The organism is Porphyrobacter sp. HT-58-2 (genome assembly GCF_002952215.1).
Taxonomy (GTDB): Bacteria; Pseudomonadota; Alphaproteobacteria; order Sphingomonadales; family Sphingomonadaceae; genus Erythrobacter.
Window position 1 is genome coordinate 1,032,572 of the sequence record NZ_CP022600.1, and the last position, 20,077, is coordinate 1,052,648.

The window sequence follows — 20,077 nt, forward strand, 5'->3', positions numbered from 1 at the left end:
AACGCTTTTATATGGGCGTCGCGTGTAATCATCTTGCATAGAGTGCCCAAAAGAGAATGTTCGATTTTCTATGGGCAGACCCGCTTCGGTAGGGAATTTTACCGGAGCAAGGTTCCACACTCGGGGCATCGGAGAAAGAGCAAGTTACCAAAGTCATAGCGAGGCTACGACGAGTTGACTTCCGCTCCGGGGTCGATAGCCGAATGGCGGGAATTTTTCAGAAGCGGGGAAAAGCCGCCCTACTGCTTTCGGGATCGAGCGTGTGCTTCGCTTATGACCGATGGTTGGTGGTTTGCTGCCACTTCGCCAGACCGGTTCCCCGGACTTGATCCGGGGGAGCGCTGCCTTTTTCTCCGCCTGTCAGCAAAGAAAGCGGGGTCCCGGGTCAAGCCCGGGAAGACGGAAAATCTGACTGTCAGCTTCGTGATCGGTTTGCGGATGTCGGCCCTTAACCACCGACAGCCACAGCCGCAATTTCCTACAGCCTCCTGCGCGCCTATACTGGCCCGCACCCGGCTCTTTCCCATTGTCATCCCACGGCCCGCGAGGCCGCAAGAGGCGCCAGACAAGGCCCTCTCCCCCCTGTCCGTCAAGCTGACGGATTGGCAGGCAAGACATTGCTTTTCATAGGATAAATCGCAATCAGCCAGCTTGACAGGGTGTCAAGTTTGTCAAGCTCTGGCAGGCTCAGCCGAACACGGCCCCGGCTGACCTGCTCAGCCAAACACGGCAACACACTGGATGCCGTCGAGCACCTGCTTGCCATCGGCGTCCCACATCCGCAGTCGTTCCGAGGAATAACCTGCGTCGGCGTGCTGGCTGGCGTTTTCGGCGAGATACCAGCCATCGCGTGATTGGCTTTCCGGGTCGAGCACGTTGAACGACCAGTTGACCGAGCTGATCGGGCCAACGCGCTGCATCGCCCGCATCGCGCCCGGCGGCATGACGTCGCCCATCAGGACGAGCTTGGATACGGGGTCGAGGCTGTGATCCTCGGTCAGCCGCGCCCATCGCCGCACGGTCGCGCCGCGATCTGCGCCCTTGGTCTGGCCGTGGCGCAGCGCGAAGTTCTTGGCGACAAAGGCAGGCGCGAAGCCGTGGGTGACTTCGGCATTGTCCTCGGGCGGGCCGGGCCAGTCTTCGGGCGGCGCGGCGGGGGCAAGCGCATTGGCCTCGCGCCCTTCGCCGAACAGCCAGAAGGCGCTCAGGGCAACGCGGCCCTCGGAGAGGATCTCGCTGCGGACCTGCGTGACATTGCGCCCCTGGCGGACGATCTCAGCGGTCAGCACGATCTCCTCACCCACTGGCGCAACGAAGGCGATCTGCCCGGCGCGCAAGGGTGGCAGCCCGGAAAAGGCGCGGGTGGCCATGGTGTAGGCGATCAGCGCGGAGGCTCCGCCGTACAATGTGCGTCCCTGCATCCAGTCGGCGGCGTGGGTCAGGCGGGCAGGGCCGGGCTGGCCGGTGATGGGTTCGAGCAGGCTGGCAATGGTCATGGCCGATGCCATGCCGCCTGCTGCGCGCCTCGTCCAGATTGACGTTAGGGAAGGGGCTCGCCCAATCATACATTGCCAAGGGCGCGCCGAATCGCTAGTGCGCCGCTTCCGTTCGGGGCATCGTCCCCGGAAGGCTCGGCCCGATGGCGGAGTGGTGACGCAGCGGACTGCAAATCCGTATACGCCGGTTCGATTCCGGCTCGGGCCTCCACCTTTGCATTGCGCCCGCGTCCCGGCACCATTAGGGGCGCGAGCAGGAATGCCGCTTTAGCTCAGTCGGTAGAGCACATCATTCGTAATGATGGGGTCACGTGTTCGAGTCACGTAAGCGGCACCATTTTCCGCCTATCGCCGTTCTCCAGACCTGCTCGGGTAGGCGGGCCGTGCCGCGCGTGGTTAGCTTATTCGCCTAAGGTACAATTGGCCAGCGCCGCTCCGAAGCGCACATTCGGCTCAGAAGGCCGTGTGGCGAGAGGAGAAGCACCATGCTTGAGCAGGCTTTGAGCAATTTCGAAGGCAAGTCCCTGATCAAGGGCAAGTACGACAATTTCATCGGCGGCCGCTGGACCCAGCCGGTAAAGGGTCAGTATTTCGACAATATCTCGCCCGTGAACGGCAAGCGCGTGTGTCAGGTGGCGCGCGGCAGCGCTGAAGATATCGAGCTGGCGCTCGACGCCGCGCACAAGGCCAAGGCCGCCTGGGGGCGCACCTCGACCACCGAGCGTGCGAACATCCTCAATCGCATCGCTGATCGGATCGAGGCCAATCTCGACATGCTGGCGCTGGTCGAGACGATCGACAACGGCAAGCCGATCCGCGAGACGACCGCCGCCGACCTGCCGCTGGCGGTTGATCACTTCCGCTATTTCGCCGGGTGCCTGCGCGCACAGGAGGGCGGGATTTCGGAGATCGATCACGACACCATCGCCTACCATTTCCACGAACCGCTGGGCGTGGTCGGCCAGATCATCCCCTGGAACTTCCCGCTGCTGATGGCGGTATGGAAGCTCGCCCCGGCGCTGGCAGCTGGCAATTGCGTGGTGCTGAAGCCCGCCGAACAGACCCCCATGAGCATCATGGTGCTGATGGAAGTGATCGGCGACCTCTTGCCCGAAGGCGTCGTCAACGTCGTCAACGGCTTCGGCATTGAGGCGGGCAAGCCGCTCGCCACTAGCCCGCGCATCGCCAAGATCGCCTTCACCGGGGAAACCACCACCGGACGGCTGATCATGCAATATGCCTCCGAGAACCTGATCCCCTGTACGCTCGAACTGGGCGGCAAGAGCCCCAACATCTTCTTTGCCGATGTGATGCGCGAGGATGACGACTATCTCGACAAGGCGCTGGAAGGTTTCGCGATGTTCGCGCTCAACCAGGGCGAGGTCTGCACCTGCCCGAGCCGCGCGCTAGTCCACGAATCGATCTACGACCGCTTCATGGAAAAGGCGATTGCCCGGGTGAACGCGATCAAGCTGGGCAGCCCGCTCGATTTCGACACCATGATCGGGGCGCAGGCTTCGAACGATCAGCTGGAGAAGATCCTGAGCTACATCGAAATCGGCAAGGGCGAAGGCGCGAAGGTGCTGGCCGGCGGTGGCCGCCATATCCACGAAGGCGAACTGGTAGAGGGCTACTACGTCAAGCCGACCGTGCTCGAAGGCCACAACAAGATGCGCATCTTCCAGGAGGAAATCTTCGGCCCGGTGCTGTCGGTGACCACCTTCAAGGACAATGACGAGGCGCTCGCCATCGCCAACGACACGCTTTACGGCCTCGGCGCCGGGGTGTGGAGCCGCGATGCCAACACCTGCTATCGCTTCGGCCGCGCGATCGAGGCGGGCCGGGTGTGGACCAACTGCTACCACGCCTACCCGGCCCACGCGGCCTTCGGCGGCTACAAGCAGTCGGGCATCGGGCGCGAGAACCACAAGATGATGCTGGAACACTACCAGCAGACCAAGAACCTGCTCGTCAGCTACAGCCCCAAGGCGCTGGGCTTCTTCTGAGCCAGGTCACCGCAAGTCGCGTCTCCCGCACCACCTCTCTCTCTGGCGCGCGGCTTGCGGAAGTCCCCACGGGGCGGATGGCTCATCACGGGTTGTCCGCCCCGAACTTGTTCGTGAGGAGAGAGGCAAAGTGAACCAGCCAGCACGCCCGCCCGCCCGCATTCTGGCGACCCCGGCGGCGCAGGAATGGATCGAACGGCTGACGGCAAGCCACGGACCGCTGATGTTCCATCAGTCAGGCGGCTGCTGTGACGGATCCGCGCCGATGTGCTTCGTGCGCGGCGAATTCCGGGTGGGTGGGCAGGATGTGCTGCTCGGCCATATCGCAGAGGACACTCCGGTTTGGATCGGTGCGCGCCAGTTCGAATATTGGCGCCATACTCAGATCACCATCGACGTGGTGCCCGGTCGTGGTTCTGGCATGAGCCTGGAGGCGCCCGAAGGCGTGCGTTTCGTTACCCGTAGCCGGGTTTTCAGTGATGAAGAGGCCGCCATGCTCGCAGCCACCGGCGATCCTGCGTCGGGGGCGGACTGGTCGGCGGAGTGATCCTCCATGCGGGGCCTTAAATCACTTGCCGCAGGGAAAAAATTCCAACACACTTGCGTAGGGGAGAGGGCAATGCCCTCTCGGGAGACTTGGGAGAGACCATTGCACGCACCGCGCCCTTCGGCGGCTGGCGGTCTTGTCGTTGCAAGTTCGCACGCTGCCTGCCCGGATGAGGCTGTCGCTGAAATCGCGCGCGCGATTGACGGACGCGCGTTGGCCGGCGGGATCATCTTCTGTTCCAGCCGCTATCCGCGCGAAGAACTGGCAGCGGCACTTGGTCGGCGCATTGGGGGTTTTCCGCTCGCAGGATGTACGAGCGCGGGCGAAATCACCGGACGCGGTTATGATGTCGACAGCCTGCAATTCATGGGCTTCCCGGCCGAGGATTTCACCTTCCGGGTGCTGCACGTCACCGACATCGACGGTTTCGATCGTGAGGATGCCCAGCGCCAGATTCGCCACCTTGTCGCAAATGCCAAGCATGAGGGGCGCATTCTGGGCGAAGCGGCCAGCCAGGTGGCCTTGTTCCTTGTCGACGGGCTTTCGCACCGTGAGGAATTGCTGACCATGACGGTGCAGGATGCGCTGGGCGACATACCGTTGATCGGCGGGTCAAGCGGCGACGGCTTGCTGTTCAGCGAAACCGGGGTGCTGTGCGAAGGGGCATTCCGCAGCGGGACAGCAGCGATCGTGATGCTGACCAGCGCGCGCCCGATGCAGGTCTATTCCGAGTGTTTCTATGAACCCGGCGCGGCCCGGATGGTGGTGACGGCGGCTGACCCGGAAAAGCGTATCGTCCATGAAATCAACGCGAGCCCTGCCGCCGACGAGTATCGCCGTCTTGCAGGTTCAGCGGGGGCCGAGCTCGACACCGCCTTTTTCGCTGCCCACCCGCCGATGGTGCGCGCTGGCGGCACCTATCATGTTCGCGCGATCCAGACCGCCAACCCCGACGGCAGTCTGACCTTCTATGGCGCCGTCGATCGCGGGATCGTGCTGGGGATCGGCGAGCCGGTGGACAAGATCGCCCGGATGGAAGGCTTCTTCGCCCGGATGCGCGACGAGGTGGGCGAGATCGACCATGTCCTGTGCTTTGATTGCGTTTTGAACCGCATCGATGCCGAGATCAGCCAGACCGCGGGCCGGGTGTCGGACATCTATGCGAGGAACCGGGTGGCAGGTTTCAGCACCTATGGCGAACAGTTTCGTGCCGCCCATCTCAACCAGACGCTGAGCTGTCTGGCCATTGGTCGCTGATGATGGCCGCGCCCGAAAGCGACGAGGTTGCCCGGCTGACCGAAAAGGTGCGCAAGCTCGAAGCGATCAACGCCGCGCTGATGGACCGTGTCGAACGCGCCAGTGACCTTCAGGGTGGCGCCTTCTCGCTGTTCGAGAATGCGATCACGCTGGAGGCGATGGTGCGGGGACGTACCGGAGAGCTTGAAGAAGCCATGGTCAAGCTTGCTTCGATCAACGCCCAGATCGAAGCTGCTCACCACGATGCCGATGCTGCGCGCGCGCGTCTGCGCGATGCGATCGAATCCCTCAGCGACGGCTTTGCTCTGTTCGATGCCGACGACCGGCTGGTGATGTGCAATACCGCCTTTCTCAGAATCTGGCCCGAATTCCGCGACGTGGTCGACAGCCGCCCCACCTTCGGCGAACTGGTCGATCTCCTGTCAGGAAACGGTAGCGCAATCGGATCGCTGGTCGCCCCCGAACGCTGGAAGCAGGATCGGCTCGCTCGCCATCGCAACGCCGGTGCGCACGTCCAGTTGCTGTCCGATGGTCGCTGGCTGCAAATCAACGAGCTGCGTACCAGTGAAGGCGGAACCGTCAGCATCTATACCGATATCACCAGCGTAAAGGCCGAGGATGCCCGCCAGCGCGCTCGGGAATTGGCAGAGCGTAACCTCGCGCTGCAGTCCACGCTCGATACCCTGTCGGAAGGCGCCTGCCTGTTCGGGCCGAAGGGGCAGCTTCAGGCTTGGAACGACGAACTGGCGAACATGCTGCGGTTGAACCGCGACATCGAGGGCCATATCGGCACCCACGCGGCTTTCGTGAACCACTGTATCGAACAATGCCGGCTGGACCGGCCGCAGGCGGTCGAATGGCGCGAAGGGCGCGGGCCAAGGATCAGCACCGAATGCATGCTGGGCAGCCGCAATTTCGTGATCCGTTCGGTGACGCTGGCGACTGGCGGCATGGCCTTTGCCTTTGACGACGTGACCGACCGCATCCGCTTCCAGAAAAGCATGACCGAAGTCGCAGAGACACTCGACCGGGCGGTCAAGCAGCGCACCGCCGAACTGGTCGAAGTCAACCGCCAGCTGGCAGAGGCGAAGGATGAGGCGGAACTCGCCAACCAGTCCAAGACCCGCTTCCTTGCCGCAGCCAGCCATGACCTGCTGCAACCGCTCAACGCGGCGCGGCTGTTCGTTTCGGCGCTGGATCAGAAACGGTTGGCCGAAAGCACGCGCGGGCTGGTCGATCAGACGGCAATCGCGCTCGATTCGGTCGAGGATCTGCTGGAATCCCTGTTCGAGATCTCGCGCCTCGATGCCGGGGCGATTCAGCCGGAAATCCGCGTCATCGATCTCGACCGGATGCTCTCGGCGCTGCGGGTCGAATTCGCGCCGCTCGCCCGTTCGCGCGGGCTTGTGTTCGATGTTGCGCATACCGGCCTGTTCGTCACGAGCGATGCACAGATGCTCCGCCGGGTGCTGCAGAACCTTGTTTCGAATGCGATCCGCTATACCGCCGCGGGCAAGGTCGAGGTGACGGCGCGGCGTGAGGGCGATCAGGTGACGGTTGCCATCATCGATACCGGCCCGGGTATCGCCCGGCATGAGCAGGCCTTCGTGTTCGAGGAGTTCCGGCGTCTCGATGCGACGCGCAAGATCCCGGGACACGGGCTTGGCCTTGCAATCGTGCGGCGCAGCTGTGCCAAGCTCGGCCACAGGATCGCGCTGCAATCGGCGCTGGGCGAGGGGTCGACCTTCGCCATCACGCTGCCTGCGGCTGAGGCTGCGCGCAGCGATTCCCCGTCGCCGATTCGGCCCGGTCGTCGCCAGGCCGCTGCTTCAGGTGCCATCCTGGTGATCGACAACGACGAATCGATCCTCGCCGGAATGCGCGCCTTGCTGGAAAACTGGGGGCATGCGGCGATTACTGCGGTCAGTCCCGATCATCCCGAAGTGATCGCAGCGGCGCGATCGGGCCTGTCGCTTATGCTGGCGGATTATCATCTCGAAGACAGCCTGACCGGCGATGAAGCGGTTGCCCGGATCCGTGCTGTGCATGGCGGCAATCTGCCCGCCGCCATTGTCACGGCAGACCGCAGCGAGGAAGTCCGCGCCAAACTCGACGCGGCAGGCCTGCCGATCCTGACCAAGCCGGTCAAACCTGCCCAGCTGCGCGCCTTGCTGCGGCAGTTGGCCATGCCAGCCTAGAGCGTTTTCCAGTCAGGTGGAATCACCTGACGGTTCGGAAAACGCGGCAAACCAATAAATTAGAGCGGTTGATCTGGCGCAGCCAGATCGGAATCCGCTCTAGCCTTCGAACCCGACCCGTCCGGCGAGGATCACCGCCTGCGTGCGGCTGAACACGTTCAGCTTGCACAGGATGGCTGACACGTGCGCCTTGACGGTGGTCATCGATATGTCGAGCTCGTGCGCGATCTGCTTGTTCAGCCGCCCCGCGACCAGATGGCCGAGCACCACCCGCTGCTGCGGGGTGAGGCTGTCGATCAGCTTGCGGATCTTTTCCTCTTCCTCGTCGGCAAGAGGATCGCTTTGCAACTCACCCGGGACATAGATCTCGCCGGAAAGCACTTGCTGAATAGCGTCGATGATTGTTGTCCGGTCCAGCGTCTTGGGCAGAAAGCCCGCCGCTCCGGCGGCAAGCGCATCGCGCACGGTCACGCGGTCATAGGAGCCCGAGACCATCACCACCGGCAGGCTTGGAAAATCGGCCCGCAGCTGTTCGAGCGCGGAAAAGCGCGATGCATCGGGGATGTTGAGATCGAGCAGCACGATATCGGGATCAGGCGCAGCTTCAAGTTGGGTCAGGGCCTCGGTGAAGCTGCCCGCCTCGGCAATGGCGCAATCGGGGAAGCTGGACAGGAGGATCGCACGCAGCCCGTCGCGGATAAGGGCGTGATCATCGACAATCAGAACGCTTTCGAGCGGTGGGGCGTCGGTCATGGCGGTGTCCTAGCGCGGCGATCGGGAAAGAAAAAGACGGGCGGAGCGCTGTGGCCCCGCCCGTCCTTGCGGCCCTTACTTGGGCAGCTTGAAGACCCAGAGCGATCCGCCCTGGCTGATTTCCTTGAAGGTTTTGGCGACCTCGCCGCCCCACAGCGGCACCGCGCCGCCCCAACCGGACATGACCGCGACATATTGCTCGCCGTCCATCTCCCAGGTCACGGGCGAGCCCACCACGCCGGAACCTGTCTGGAACTTCCACAGCTCCTTGCCGGTCTTGGCGTCGAAGGCCTTGAGGTAGCCTTCGGGCGTACCGGTGAAGACCAGATTGCCACGGGTCGTCAGCACACCGCCCCACAGCGGCGCCTTGTTGAGGTATTCCCACACAATTCTGCCGGTCTTGGGATCGATCGCGCGCAGCGCACCGATGTGATCATCGGCAATCGGCTTGATGGTAAAGCCGGCGCCAAGATAGGCGGCGCCTTTCTTGTAGGCGATGGGTTCGTTCCAGATGTCCATGCCCCAGTCGTTGGAGGGGACGTAGAACATCTCGGTGTCGGGCGAATAGGCCATCGGCATCCAGTTCTTGCCGCCGAGGAAGCTCGGGGTGGCGAAGACCGATTTGCCCTTGTCCGCTTCGCCCGGCGCGCCGGGACGATTGTCGACATTATAGACCGGGCGACCCGTCTTGAGGTCAATCTTGCTTGCCCAGTTGGGCTGCATCACGAATGGGGTGGCATTCATCAGCTTCCCGTTGGTGCGGTCGAGAATGTAGAAGTAGCCATTGCGGTCGGCCTTGGCGCCAAGCTTCATTGTCTTGCCCTTGAACTCGCCGTCAAAGGGGATGAACTCGTTCACGCCGTCAAAGTCCCAGCCGTCGTTGGGTGTGGTCTGGTAATGCCACTTGATCACCCCGGTGTCGGGATCGATCGCTATGGTCGAGGCGGTGTAGAGGTTGTCGCCCGGGCGCAGGTGGCTGTTCCACGGGGCCGGGTTGCCGGTGCCGAAGAAGACGAGATTGGTGTCGGGGTCATAGGTGCCGCCGAGCCAGGTCGCGCCGCCCCCGGTTTTCCACATGTCGCCTTGCCAGGTCGCATTGGTCTTGCCGGTGATGCCGTTGTCCTTGCCATTGAGGGTTCCCATGTGGCCTTCGATGACAGGGCGGGTCCAGACCACTTCGCCTGTATCGACATTGCGGGCCTGCACTTCACCCACGATCCCGAATTCGCCGCCGGAATTGCCGGTTATGACAAGGTTCTTGACGATGATCGGCGCAGCGGTGGCGGAATAGCCCGCTTTGTAGTCGGCGGTCATCTTGTTCCAGATCACCTTGCCGGTCTTGCGATTGAGCGCGACCAGTCGCGCATCGAGCGTTGCGAAGATCACCTTGTCGCCGTGGATCGCCGCGCCGCGGTTGACCACGTCGCAGCAGGGCATGATGCCGTCGGGCAGGCGATGGTTGTACTCCCACATCTTCTCGCCTGTGCGCGCATCGAAGGCGAACATGCGCGAATAGGAGCCGGTGACATAGATCACGCCGTCATAGACGATCGGCTGCGATTCCTGCCCGCGCTGCTTTTCCCCGCCGAGCGACGCGGCGAAGGCCGGCACCATGCGCGCGACATTTTCGGTGTTGATCGCATCAAGCGGGCTGAAGCGCTGTTGCTGCGGCCCCATGCCATAGGTCAGGACATCGCCGGTCGATGCGGCGTCATCCATCAGCTGATCCATGGTCGGCCCGTCTTCGGCCAAGGCCGGTGCCGTCAAGGCGATGCCGGCGAGCGCGGCGCTCGCGGCGAGAATAGTGGTCAAGCCCTTCATCGTTCCCTCCTCGTTGTGTTCTTCGTTTCCCGCTGGCCATGCAGGCTGCTGACGGGTGACGCCCCATAAGGAGCGTCCAGACTACCCCCCTTGGCCGATGCAACAATTGAACCTTGGAACTAGGCAGCGCGGTCAGCCGATGGTGCGCGTTGCGGCCGCCGCCTGCCAGGTGACCCCATGCTTCGCGAACAGCGCGGCCATCCGGCCATCGGCGGTCATCGCCGTCACGATATCCTCGACCGCGAAGCCCAGCGTGCGGCTGTCCTCGCGTACCGCCATGCCGATATCCCAGCCCGGCGAGGGCATCATCGGCAAGGGGCTCTTGCGCAGCTTTGCGCCGCTGCCTGAACGTTCCGCGATCGAGGCTTCGATCTGGGCGCGGGTTGCGACTGCCATGGTCGCTTCGCCGTCATGCACCGCGACCGCAGCGGAATAGCCGTTGGGATAATGTGCCACATCCCCGCGCAGAATGCCGCCGAACCCACCGACAAGGTAGAAATCCGGCACCGAATCGATCTCGGCTGCCACCCTGCTGCCGACAAACCGCTGCGGCGGCATCTCGCAGTCGCGGGCGTCGGAGGAACACAGCGCGGTGAATTCCTCGCGGTAATAGGGGGCGACAAACACCACCTGATCCTCGCGCGCGGACAGCTGCATGTCGAACGGCACGTGCAACATCAGGTCGCAGCGCCTGAAGCCCAGCAGCCCCCCGCGCCAGATAACGTTGCGCAGATCGTCTGAGAGTTCCTCGTCGGCGGTGAACAGCGCGATTTCGGATCTGACGCCAAGCTGTTCGGCGATTGCCATGGCAAGATCGACGTCGATCCCGGCGGGCCTGCCACCACCCAGATCCCATGACCATGGGCGGTTGTCGGCATAAAGACCCACGCGCAGAACGCCCAGTTCCCTGACCCGCGCCAGCGGTGCCGCGCCCAGTGGCCCGGAAAGCGCCATGGCGCAGCCCGCACCGATCGCACCGGCCAAAAACCCCCTGCGGGTATCGGCCACCTTATTCTTCCGTGTACTTCGTTTCGAGGAAGGCGCGGATCGCCCAACCGGCTTTCTGGCCCAGGACGTCTCCGAAGGGCGGCATATAGACCTTGCCATCGTGGCTCGATCCGTTGCGATAACGCTCCATGTACCACTGATCGCCCGAAGCACCGAGTTCGAGGTAGCGCAGGTCAGGCGCAATCCCGCCCGAAATCGCTTCCAGCCCGTGGCAGCGTGCGCAATTCTGGTTGTAGGCCGACGAACCGATCTCGATCGCGCGGGTGTTGCCGCTATACGGATTTTCCTCAAGCCATGCCTCGCCGATGTCGGGCAGGTCCGACGTGTCAACGGCTTGCGGCGTCACGTCGCCATGGGCCATGATCTGCGGCCCGGCGACCAGCGCCAGAGAGGCGATTGCTGCACCTGCCAGGATGCGTCCCGCGTAGTTCTTCATCTCACAAACCCCTTTTGTGCCTCAGGTGCTGTGCCGGCAGGCGCAGCAACAATCTCCCGTGGCATCAGATTACGCGTAAGCCCCCGAATCCCCATTGCACTTTGGTACAATCGCGGGTCGCAAGCGTGTCTGTAGGATGCGGGACATGATGTTTCGTCACAGCTTTATGGCCTTGGCCGCAGCTCTGGTCGCCAGCTCCGGCGCGGCTCAGACCGCCTATGTCAGTAACGAACGCGGCTCCACCGTCAGCGTGATCGATGTCGCCAGCGGCACCGTGATAGACACCTTCGATGTCGGCCAGCGCCCGCGCGGGATCCTGTTGAGCAAGGACGGCAAGTATCTCTACATCTGCGCCAGCATCGACAACGCGGTGGAGATCCGCGATGCGAAGACCGGCGCACTGATTGCGGTGATGCCTGCGGGTAATGATCCCGAACAATTCTTCCTTTCGCCTGATGGCCGCCACCTGTTCGTCGCCAACGAGGATGACGCGGCGGCCACCGCCATCGATCTCGAAGCCCGCAAGGTCGCCTGGCAGGTCGAAGTCGGCGAGGAGCCCGAAGGCATTGCCGTCAGCCCGGATGGCAAGTGGTTGCTGGTTGCCAGCGAGGAAGAGAACATCGTCAGCTGGATCGACGTTGCCACGCGGGAAACCATCGCCGAGCTCGAAACTGATGCGCGGCCCCGGCATATCGAATTTACCCCCGATGGCCGCCACGTGTGGATCGCCGCCGAGATTGGGCAGACCGTCCACGTGGTCGACGTCGCCAGCCGCGAAATCATCGACACCATCGCTTTCGCGCCGCCTGGAGCCATGGCGTACAAGGTGCTGCCCTGCGGTATCCGCTTCACGCCCGACGGCACGACCGCGGTCATCGCGCTGGGCCGGGCGGATTCGATCGCACTGGTCGACGTCGCAAGCCGCACCGTGCGCTCCTATGTCAAGACGGGTGGGCGACCCTGGCACCTTGCCATCACCGCCGATGGCAAGCGCGCTGTGGTTGCAAATGGCACCAGCAATGATGTTGCCGTTGTCGATCTCGCCAGTGCCAGCGTGGTGTCGCGCATCCCGGCCGGTGAAGGCCCGTGGGGGGTGGTGCTGGCGGAGTAGGGCGGTTCAACACACAGAATTTATGACCAATGAGGGCCGCCCAAGCGGCCCCGGCAGGAGGGGTGCAATGCGGAATTCGAAGGGCCTCATGCTGGCCAGTGCAGCGCTGTCTTTGCCGGCGGTAGCGCAGGCCGAAAGCGCAGCGGCAGGGCAGGAGGAAGCCCTGACGACCATCATTGTCACGGGCATCGTTCCCGATGACAGCCGGTTGATGCCCGGTTCGCGCGATGTGGTGGAACGTGAGGACATCGAGGAGCGCGCCCCGATCTCGCTGCGCGACCAACTGATCGCGATTCCGGGCATCAACGTGGTCGAGGAGGATGCGGGAGGGCTTGCGCTCAACATCGGTATCCGCGGGCTCGATCCGCGCCGCTCCTCGCGCATCCTGCTGATGGAGGACGGGGTGCCGATCGCGCTGGCGCCCTATGGCGATCCCGCAGCGCATTACGCCCCGCCAGTCGAACGGATCGAGCGGATCGAGGTGGTGCGTGGGTCCGGACAGATCCTCTACGGGCCGCAGACCGTGGGGGGGATGATAAACTTCGTCTCCACCCCTGTCCCTACTGACGGGGCGATGGTGCGCGGCGAGGCGCGCGGCGGGACGCGCGGGTTATACGGATTTCAGGGCGCGCTGGGCACCGGTAGCGAAAAGGGCGGCGTCCTGATCGAGGCGACCGCGCGCGGCGGTGACGGTATCCGCGACAGTCACGATTTCGACATCTGGGAGGTGTTGGCAAAGGGCCGGGTAATGCTGGGCGAAACGCATGAGCTGCGCCTGCGCGCCAGCCATTATCAGGAACGCTCCAACATCACCGAGACGATGCTCGGCACGCTGGAATACGAGGCCGATCCGTTCCAGGCCCCGACCGGCCGGTTCGACCGTTTCGAGCAGGACCGCACCCATCTGCAGGCCAGCCATGTCTGGACGCCAGGCGACAAGGTGCAGCTGACCACCACCGGGTATTGGGTGCGCACTTTCCGCGCCAGTTTCCGCCAGACCGACAAGCCCGGAGGCTGGGACGATGCCCCCGATGAACGCGGTCTGGCAACGGGCTGGACGGTGCTCGACCGCTGTTTCGACGAGGACGATCCCGAACCCGGCACCGGCGGCAGCGCCGACAACCAGATCACGCCCGAAGCTTCGGCTGCGTGCGGCGGACGCTGGCGTCCCCGGCGCTTCCATTACTACGGTATCGAGAGCCGCCTCGATGCCGGGCATAACCTGTTCGGGCTGGAGAACACCATCACGGCAGGCGTGCGCTGGCATCAGGAGCGCGTGCAGCGCGATCAGTTCCGCAGCAGCGATCCGGCAATTCGCAGCCTCGATTTCGCGCGCAGCCTCACAGGCTCCGCCCACCGCGAGGATGCCGCGATCGATGTCCGCGCCTTCAGCGGCTATGTCCAGAACAGTACGACAGCGGGCGCTGTGACCATCACGGGCGGCTTGCGGTTCGAGCACATCGAGACCACCACGCTGGTGCGCCGCGCTAGCAGCACTGCGGTCGATATCACGGTGGATCAGACCGACACGGTGCTGCTCCCCGGCCTCGGCGCGGTGTGGCAAGTCGCAACCGGCACCGAGATTTTCGGAGGGGTTCATGCGGGCTTCGCGCCGCCGCGCCCGAGCCGCGACATCGGCACGGAAGGCCCGGCCCCGGTTGCGCCCGAACGCTCGACCAATTGGGAGCTCGGTATCCGCAGTCAGCCTCGACCGGGCGTCTCGCTGGAAGCGACCCTGTTCCGCACCGATTTCCGCGAAATCGTGATCAGCAGCGCGCTTGGCAGTTTCGTCAATGGCGGGCGTACCCGGCAGGAGGGGCTTGAGGTGGCAGGGCGGATCGATACCGGGCCGCTGACGGGCAGCGATCACAACCTGTGGCTGCAAGCGGCCTGGACCCACGTTCCCACTGCCCGGTTCGGCACCACCAGCGACGCTGCGTTCAGCGCGGGCGATGGGGGTGTGACCGGCGCGCCGTGCGACGATGACGACGGCTGCTTCAACGGCAATGGGATCATCGCAGGCAGCCGCCTGCCCTATGCCCCGCGCAATACCCTGTCGCTGACTGCGGGCTATCAGCACCCGGCGGGCATCGAGGCACGCTTCGGCCTTGATTACCGCAGCAGCCAGCAGCCCGATCCCTTTGCGCGGGTGCTTGATACTGCGATCAATGCCAGTGGGTGTTCGGATGCACTGTGTTCGGGTCTGGCCGGGGCCATTCCGGCCGTGACCCTGTTCAACGCCGGGTTGTCCTATACGCCGGACAAGGGGCGCGTGACCTTCTTCGCCACGGCCTGGAACCTGTTCGACAAGCAATACCTCGCCAGCCGGGTCGACGGGATGGCGGCAGGGCGCCCGCGCACGATTGTTGGCGGCGTACGGATGCGTTTCTGACCGGGCCTTCGTCCAAAGGTGCAATGTCGCGCGCTGCGCAAACCTGTCATTCAGGCCAGCACAAGAACCAACCATCACAGGGAGAAGACCCGTGGCCCTTCGTTCGATTTCCGCCAGCGCGCTGCTGGCTCTGGCACTGACCGCCTGTTCGGGCGGCGAGCCGGCAGCGGAAGGCACCGCCGCCCCGGCACCCGAGGTGCCAGCCGCCGAAGCTGCTGCGCCTGACGCGACCGCTGCGCCCGAGGCTGAGGCAGCAGAAGTTCCGGCGGTCGAGGAAGTGCCTGCCGCCGCAGCGGAGAAGGCTGCGGCTGTTGCCCCGGTCGCCGCGCCTGCGCCGGCTGCTGCACCTGCGCCCGCCGTGGTGAAGGTCGCAGCGGTCGCCGCCGCTCCGGCAGGTTATGCGCGCTGCGCGGCTTGCCACACAGCTGACAAGGGCGGCGAGGACAAGCTTGGTCCCAATCTTTATGGCGTCTTCGGTTCAGCGGCGGCGCAGGGCGGGTTTGCCTATTCCGATGCGCTTAAGGCATCGGGTCTCAAGTGGGACGAGGCGAGCCTGCACAAATGGCTCGAAAATCCGCGGGCCATGGTGCCGGGCAACCGCATGAGCTTTCCGGGGATCAAGGACGCGGCCAAGCGTCAGGAAATCATCGACTACCTCAAGCAGCAGAGCTGAGGGTCGCAAGGGCGTGGGCGCGGGCCGTTGTGAACCGCGCCCGCCCGCAAAAGCAGGTCAGGCCGTGCGATAGATGCTCGGCTGGATATTGGTGAAATTTGCGATGTCGGCCATCACCGCGCCTGTCGCGGGCGAGCCCATCGCCGCGTCGATTGCGGCGGCATCGCGGAAGCGCAGCACCGCCATCGCCGCCACGGGCTGGGCCGCGTCGGCAGGCCACAGGATCTCGGCCCCGGTCAGGCCGCTCGGCCCCCAGCTCGTCTCGACCAGCGGGATGTGGGTGTCGCGGTAATAGTCCGCATCGAAGGTCGCGCCTTCGTGGAGGGGGTAACTTACCACCAGATTGGCCATATCAGTGCTCCTGTTGCAAGATCCTTGCCGCGGGGACGGCGACCGGCACAGCGGTCACAAGCGTGCGTCCCGCGGCGTGCCAGCCATCGGTGCCTTCGGCGAGCCAATGGACATTGCCCACTCCCGCCCGTGCGAGACGGCGGGCGGCGTTCCAGCTCATCCAGCAATCGGTGCGGCAGAACAGGATCACCGGCTGATCGGGCGCTGCAAGGCGGGCCTCGCCAATCGCTGCCTCAAGCGCTTGCCAAAGTTCGGTGTCGACCGGTGCGCGCCCTGTCTCGGGAAACCACAAGGCACCGGGGATGGTGAGGTGTTCGCGCGTGAGCCTCCAGACCCCGCTGACAGGATCGCGCAAGCCCCCTTCGGCGGGCATCACGTCGATGAACAGCGCATCGCGCCCCGGCTCCAGGGCCAGCGCGGCTGAGATGTCGATGACGGCAGCAGGGGCGGGATCGGCCTTGATCGGGCTGCGGTAACGCGCCGCGCGGTAACCCTCGGCATCGAACAGCGCGGGTTCGCCAGAACTGGCGGCAGGCTCTTGGGCGGCCCGCGCCGGAATTGCCAGCGCCAGCGCGGCCATGCCTGCCAGAACGCCATTCCTCACGTGCATTGCGTCCCCCTTGTCCCAAGGTCCTATATGCGCAAGCCAGCAGCAGAGAATACATTGGCCATTGGTATGATAGGCAAGCTTCTCTCGCTCGTGATGCTCGCGGCGCCAGCCGCAGCACTGGCCCAGCCGCTTCCAGCGGATCCGCTCGATTCCCCGATGTGGGATTATCACGCGGCCAAGCTGTTCAAGGGCGCAAGCGTGGTGTTTGACGATCGGGTGCAGGTTGTCCTGCCGATGCTTGCTGAAAACCAGCACGTGATGCCGGTCACTGTCGATGCCCGGATGCTGGGCGATGTGGTGCGGATCGTCATCTTCGCTGACTTGAACCCGATTCCGGTGGCGGTGGAGTATGAGCCGATCAAGGCGCAGGCCTTTGTCGCGACCCGGATCAAGCTTGATCAGCGCACTCCGGTGCGGGCGGCGGTGTTGACGGCGGACGGCGTGTGGCACGTTGCGGGAGGTTGGGTCGATGCAGCCGGCGGTGGCTGTTCGGCCCCGCCGCTCAGCCGGGTGCGCGGCGACTGGGCCGATCATCTGGGTGAATTGCGCGGCGCGGTGTGGAGCACGGGCGAGGCGACCCGTCTGCGCCTGTCATTCCGTCACCCGATGGACACCGGGCTGGTCGAAAACATCCCGGTCTACAATATCGACGAACTGACGGTGAGGGACGCGGCCGGCACTGCGCTTGCGCGGATGGCGATCCATGCCTCGGTCAGCGAAGATCCCTCTTTCACTCTGATGCTGGCTCCCGGACTTGCGGGCGATCTGGCCGTAGCAGCGCGCGACACCGGGGGGCTGGAATTTGCCGGGACGCTTCCGCCTGGCAGCGGCAGCCGGGTCGCTGCCGCGATAATGCGATGATCGCACGGCGGCACCTTCTGGCCGGGGCCATGGCTCTGCCGCTGGCTGCGCGCCTTGCTGCCCCCTGTGCCGCCAGCGCGCAGGAATTCGCCGGCACCTACACCCCTGATGCGACCGCCATCGGCGATGGCATCTGGATGGTACGCGGCGCGGACGAGGCGCTCGGTTTCGCCAATGGCGGGGCGATTGCCAATTGCGTCATCATGGCGAGCGATACGGGCGCGATCGTGATCGACAGCGGCCCTTCGCTTGGTTTCGGACAGGCGCTCGGCGCGCTGGCACGCCGGTTGACCGGGCAAGCGGTCACGCGGGTCTACATCACCCATCTCCACCCCGATCACAGCTTCGGCAACGGTGCCTTTGCCGGAGCCGAGATCCATGCCCTGCCCGGGACGCGGGCCGAGCTTGAACGCGACGGCAGCGGCTTTTCCGATGCGATGTACCGGATGCTGCATGGCTGGATGGCCGGGACCGAGGTGATCCTGCCAAACGCTGCTGCGGACCAGGGCGAGGTGATCGTTGGGGGACGCCGCCTCAGGTTGCTGGCGCTGTCCGGTCATAGCGCGGGCGATCTGGCCATTCTTGATGTGGCCAGCGGCACGCTGATCGCGGGCGATCTGGTGTTCCACAATCGCGCTCCGGCGACGCCTCATGCCGAATTCGGTGGTTGGCACGTGGCGCTTGATCGGCTCACCGCGACGTCGCATCGCCAGTTGGTGCCTGGCCATGGCCCGCTGTGCGGCACTGGCGTGGCAATTGCCCAGACGCGCGACTGCTGACCTGGCTGGAGACCAGTCTGCGCCATGCTGTTGCGAAAGGCCTCGACATGGCCGAGGCTGCCAACCTGCCGATCCCGGAGCGTTTTGCCGGCATGGCGGCGGCGCGATACGAACTGACCCGCTCGGTCTCGCATTTCTACCCCCGGCTTGAGGCTGAACTCCTGCCGCGCATCGACGGTTAGCCACCGCGCACCCCCCGCTTGTCCCTGAGGTCTTAGACCAAGGAACGAGAACCAAAGTCCAATTTCGGCGCAGGCCGGGCGAGCGCAGCATCAGCGCGCCGCTTTGGACGGCGGAAAAACATAAACAGGGGGAAGGACATGAGATTGAGACATCTGCTCCATTGCGCTGCGGCCGCCTTGGTTATGGGGAGCGCCAGCACCCCGGCCCTTGCGCAAGGGACCGCGACCCAGCAATTGCTTCAGCGGCTGCACGAAAAGGGCATTCTCACCGACGAGGAATATGCCCAGATCATGGCCGAAACCAATGCTGCGCCGCCACCCGCTCCGGCTCCTGCCGCTGCGGCTCCGGTTGCAGCGCCGGCGAGCGGCGAGGCGGCTGATACCAGTCGGTTCGTGAGGATGACCGACAAGGGCATCGGGCTGGAAGTCGGCCCGGCAACAATCAAGTTCTCCGGCTCGATCAACGCCTTTTATGTCAACGACAACCCCGATACGCCCGGCCCGACCACTGCGGTCGGCGGCGGGATTGCATCGGTCGGCACCGACAGCTCGAATGCGGTGCGCAACGGGCTCTTGCCGGGCTATCTGCTGATCGATGTGACGACTCAGCAGGCCGGGCTCGATATCGGCGCGCATTTCGGGATGTATCCGGGGATCAACTCGGCCAACTGGGGGCCATTGGGCGCCAATAATGGCGGCCAGCCGACGGCGCTGGCAACCGCGGGGATCGACTTCCGCCAAGTCTACATGACGATCGGCGGCGGGTTCGGGACGGTCAAGCTTGGCCGCGACATCGGCCTGTTCGGCTCGGAAGCCATCCTCAACGATATCACCCTGCTCGCCGCTGGCCCTCCGGGCGGCAATGTCGCGCCGGGCAACACCACCTTGGGCCGGATCGGATCGGGCTATATCTACACCGATTTCCAGCCGCAGATCACCTATACCAGCCCCAGTCTCGGCGGGTTCCAGGTTTCGGCCGGGGTGTTCCAGCCACTGCAATCGCTGACCGCGCCGGCGCAGACCAACACTGCCCCCGGCTTTCAGGGCAAGCTGACCTACGACAAGACGCTGGGCGATGTCGCGCTGAGGCTGTGGGCTTCGGGCGTCACCCAGAAGCACGAAACGATCGGTGCAGGCACCGGGGGCTTGTGTCCTATACCGGACGCGGGATGGACGCCGGCGGCAAGGTCACGGTCGGGCCGTTCTCGGCGGTGGCCAACTGGTACACCGCCAAAGGTCTGGGGACGACCGTGCTCAACTTGCTCGATACCGATGCGCTGGGCAACCCGCGCGGCAGCGACGGGTTCTACGTCCAGGGCCTGGCGACCTTCGGCAAGGTCTCGTTCGGCGCAAGCTATGGCGAGAGCAATCTCGATCTGACCGCCAACGAAACGGCGGTCGGCAACACGCTGGTGCGCAAGAATTCGAGCTATGTCGGGCAGATCCGTTACGGCCTTACCGACTGGGTCACGCTGCTGGGCGAATATACCCGCGCCACAAGCGAGGCGCACGGTGGCAATGAAGCGGACAGCGACAGCATTGCGCTCGGCGCCATCCTTTTCTTCTGATCCTGCGCCGGTTATCGGGATCGGCACG

At 64.5% G+C, this 20,077-nt stretch carries 17 protein-coding genes, 2 tRNA genes and 1 pseudogene; 13 read left to right on the forward strand and 7 right to left on the reverse strand.

The genetic code is table 11. From position 1 onward, the window contains the following. Window positions 1-716 precede the first annotated feature (716 nt). Window positions 717-1,496 (reverse strand): thioesterase family protein, encoded by a 780-nt coding sequence (locus tag CHX26_RS04965; protein WP_104943269.1) that lies wholly within the window; start codon window positions 1,494-1,496, stop codon window positions 717-719. Between the two features lie 137 nt (window positions 1,497-1,633). Here CHX26_RS04965 and CHX26_RS04970 point away from each other — a divergent pair. The 6 genes from CHX26_RS04970 to CHX26_RS04995 all read left to right on the forward strand — a co-directional run bounded on the left by CHX26_RS04970 (window position 1,634) and on the right by CHX26_RS04995 (window position 7,504). Further along, window positions 1,634-1,707, forward strand: a tRNA-Cys gene (locus CHX26_RS04970). A gap of 50 nt (window positions 1,708-1,757) precedes the next feature. After that, window positions 1,758-1,833 (forward strand) — tRNA-Thr (locus tag CHX26_RS04975). Between the two features lie 148 nt (window positions 1,834-1,981). After that, entirely contained in the window at window positions 1,982-3,502 is a 1,521-nt protein-coding gene (gene adh, locus CHX26_RS04980) for an aldehyde dehydrogenase (RefSeq protein ID WP_104941420.1), read from the forward strand. A 130-nt stretch (window positions 3,503-3,632) separates the two neighbouring features. Continuing rightward, window positions 3,633-4,049: a DUF779 domain-containing protein gene (locus tag CHX26_RS04985; protein WP_104941421.1), complete on the forward strand. Its 417-nt coding sequence runs from the start codon at window positions 3,633-3,635 to the stop codon at window positions 4,047-4,049. Window positions 4,050-4,151: 102 nt separating this feature from the next. Beyond that, window positions 4,152-5,306: an FIST N-terminal domain-containing protein gene (locus CHX26_RS04990; protein WP_233997280.1), complete on the forward strand. Its 1,155-nt coding sequence runs from the start codon at window positions 4,152-4,154 to the stop codon at window positions 5,304-5,306. Next, window positions 5,306-7,504: a hybrid sensor histidine kinase/response regulator gene (locus tag CHX26_RS04995; RefSeq protein ID WP_335682317.1), complete on the forward strand. Its 2,199-nt coding sequence runs from the start codon at window positions 5,306-5,308 to the stop codon at window positions 7,502-7,504. Before CHX26_RS04990 ends, CHX26_RS04995 begins: the two co-directional genes overlap by 1 nt. Before the next feature lie 99 nt (window positions 7,505-7,603). Here the strand turns inward: CHX26_RS04995 and CHX26_RS05000 are convergent, their stop codons facing one another. The 4 genes from CHX26_RS05000 to pedF form a co-directional block, all read right to left on the reverse strand. Then, entirely contained in the window at window positions 7,604-8,257 is a 654-nt protein-coding gene (locus tag CHX26_RS05000; protein ID WP_104941423.1) for a response regulator, read from the reverse strand. Window positions 8,258-8,332: 75 nt separating this feature from the next. After that, window positions 8,333-10,078, reverse strand: coding sequence for a methanol/ethanol family PQQ-dependent dehydrogenase (locus tag CHX26_RS05005; RefSeq protein WP_104941424.1), 1,746 nt, complete (start codon window positions 10,076-10,078; stop codon window positions 8,333-8,335). 132 nt (window positions 10,079-10,210) lie between these two features. After that, complete coding sequence (locus CHX26_RS05010) at window positions 10,211-11,032, reverse strand: transporter substrate-binding domain-containing protein (protein WP_233997375.1); 822 nt, start codon at window positions 11,030-11,032, stop codon at window positions 10,211-10,213. A gap of 55 nt (window positions 11,033-11,087) precedes the next feature. Next, window positions 11,088-11,522: a cytochrome c-550 PedF gene (gene pedF / locus CHX26_RS05015; protein WP_104941426.1), complete on the reverse strand. Its 435-nt coding sequence runs from the start codon at window positions 11,520-11,522 to the stop codon at window positions 11,088-11,090. A 148-nt stretch (window positions 11,523-11,670) separates the two neighbouring features. Here pedF and CHX26_RS05020 point away from each other — a divergent pair, with 148 nt between their 5' ends. The 3 genes from CHX26_RS05020 to CHX26_RS05030 all read left to right on the forward strand — a co-directional run bounded on the left by CHX26_RS05020 (window position 11,671) and on the right by CHX26_RS05030 (window position 15,698). Continuing rightward, window positions 11,671-12,633, forward strand: coding sequence for a PQQ-dependent catabolism-associated beta-propeller protein (locus CHX26_RS05020; protein ID WP_233997377.1), 963 nt, complete (start codon window positions 11,671-11,673; stop codon window positions 12,631-12,633). Window positions 12,634-12,700: 67 nt separating this feature from the next. Next, complete coding sequence (locus CHX26_RS05025; protein WP_172449710.1) at window positions 12,701-15,025, forward strand: TonB-dependent receptor family protein; 2,325 nt, start codon at window positions 12,701-12,703, stop codon at window positions 15,023-15,025. A gap of 91 nt (window positions 15,026-15,116) precedes the next feature. Beyond that, window positions 15,117-15,698 (forward strand): c-type cytochrome, encoded by a 582-nt coding sequence (locus CHX26_RS05030; RefSeq protein WP_233997281.1) that lies wholly within the window; start codon window positions 15,117-15,119, stop codon window positions 15,696-15,698. A gap of 57 nt (window positions 15,699-15,755) precedes the next feature. Here CHX26_RS05030 and CHX26_RS05035 read toward each other — a convergent pair whose 3' ends face one another. Both CHX26_RS05035 and CHX26_RS05040 read right to left on the reverse strand, forming a co-directional pair. Beyond that, entirely contained in the window at window positions 15,756-16,049 is a 294-nt protein-coding gene (locus tag CHX26_RS05035) for an EthD family reductase (protein ID WP_104941428.1), read from the reverse strand. 1 nt (window position 16,050) lies between these two features. Then, on the reverse strand, window positions 16,051-16,659 hold the full coding sequence (locus tag CHX26_RS05040) for a rhodanese-like domain-containing protein (RefSeq protein WP_233997282.1): 609 nt from the start codon (window positions 16,657-16,659) through the stop codon (window positions 16,051-16,053). Window positions 16,660-16,725: 66 nt separating this feature from the next. Here CHX26_RS05040 and CHX26_RS05045 point away from each other — a divergent pair, with 66 nt between their 5' ends. The 4 genes and pseudogenes from CHX26_RS05045 to CHX26_RS05055 all read left to right on the forward strand — a co-directional run bounded on the left by CHX26_RS05045 (window position 16,726) and on the right by CHX26_RS05055 (window position 20,049). After that, window positions 16,726-17,520, forward strand: a complete 795-nt coding sequence (locus CHX26_RS05045; protein WP_104941429.1) for a quinoprotein dehydrogenase-associated SoxYZ-like carrier — start codon at window positions 16,726-16,728, stop codon at window positions 17,518-17,520. After that, the gene (locus CHX26_RS05050) at window positions 17,517-18,299 is read left to right on the forward strand and encodes an MBL fold metallo-hydrolase (RefSeq protein WP_335682319.1); all 783 of its coding nucleotides are present in this window, start codon (window positions 17,517-17,519) and stop codon (window positions 18,297-18,299) included. The genes CHX26_RS05045 and CHX26_RS05050 overlap by 4 nt, the downstream gene beginning before the upstream one ends. Window positions 18,300-18,346: 47 nt before the next feature. After that, the gene (locus CHX26_RS16195; RefSeq protein WP_335682320.1) at window positions 18,347-18,481 is read left to right on the forward strand and encodes a hypothetical protein; all 135 of its coding nucleotides are present in this window, start codon (window positions 18,347-18,349) and stop codon (window positions 18,479-18,481) included. Between the two features lie 138 nt (window positions 18,482-18,619). After that, window positions 18,620-20,049: pseudogene (locus tag CHX26_RS05055) on the forward strand (porin). Window positions 20,050-20,077 lie beyond the last annotated feature (28 nt).

What these genes read in the sequence shown, in the direction of transcription:
- CHX26_RS04965 (WP_104943269.1), bottom strand. Translation starts at nt 1,496, where the DNA reads ATGACCATTGCCAGCCTGCTCGAACCCATCACCGGCCAGCCCGGCCCT.
- adh (WP_104941420.1), top strand. Translation starts at nt 1,982, where the DNA reads ATGCTTGAGCAGGCTTTGAGCAATTTCGAAGGCAAGTCCCTGATCAAG.
- CHX26_RS04995 (WP_335682317.1), top strand. Translation starts at nt 5,306, where the DNA reads ATGATGGCCGCGCCCGAAAGCGACGAGGTTGCCCGGCTGACCGAAAAG.
- CHX26_RS05000 (WP_104941423.1), bottom strand. Translation starts at nt 8,257, where the DNA reads ATGACCGACGCCCCACCGCTCGAAAGCGTTCTGATTGTCGATGATCAC.
- CHX26_RS05005 (WP_104941424.1), bottom strand. Translation starts at nt 10,078, where the DNA reads ATGAAGGGCTTGACCACTATTCTCGCCGCGAGCGCCGCGCTCGCCGGC.
- CHX26_RS05010 (WP_233997375.1), bottom strand. Translation starts at nt 11,032, where the DNA reads ATGGCGCTTTCCGGGCCACTGGGCGCGGCACCGCTGGCGCGGGTCAGG.
- pedF (WP_104941426.1), bottom strand. Translation starts at nt 11,522, where the DNA reads ATGAAGAACTACGCGGGACGCATCCTGGCAGGTGCAGCAATCGCCTCT.
- CHX26_RS05020 (WP_233997377.1), top strand. Translation starts at nt 11,671, where the DNA reads ATGTTTCGTCACAGCTTTATGGCCTTGGCCGCAGCTCTGGTCGCCAGC.
- CHX26_RS05025 (WP_172449710.1), top strand. Translation starts at nt 12,701, where the DNA reads ATGCGGAATTCGAAGGGCCTCATGCTGGCCAGTGCAGCGCTGTCTTTG.
- CHX26_RS05035 (WP_104941428.1), bottom strand. Translation starts at nt 16,049, where the DNA reads ATGGCCAATCTGGTGGTAAGTTACCCCCTCCACGAAGGCGCGACCTTC.
- CHX26_RS05040 (WP_233997282.1), bottom strand. Translation starts at nt 16,659, where the DNA reads ATGCACGTGAGGAATGGCGTTCTGGCAGGCATGGCCGCGCTGGCGCTG.
- CHX26_RS05045 (WP_104941429.1), top strand. Translation starts at nt 16,726, where the DNA reads ATGATAGGCAAGCTTCTCTCGCTCGTGATGCTCGCGGCGCCAGCCGCA.
- CHX26_RS05050 (WP_335682319.1), top strand. Translation starts at nt 17,517, where the DNA reads ATGATCGCACGGCGGCACCTTCTGGCCGGGGCCATGGCTCTGCCGCTG.
- CHX26_RS16195 (WP_335682320.1), top strand. Translation starts at nt 18,347, where the DNA reads ATGGCCGAGGCTGCCAACCTGCCGATCCCGGAGCGTTTTGCCGGCATG.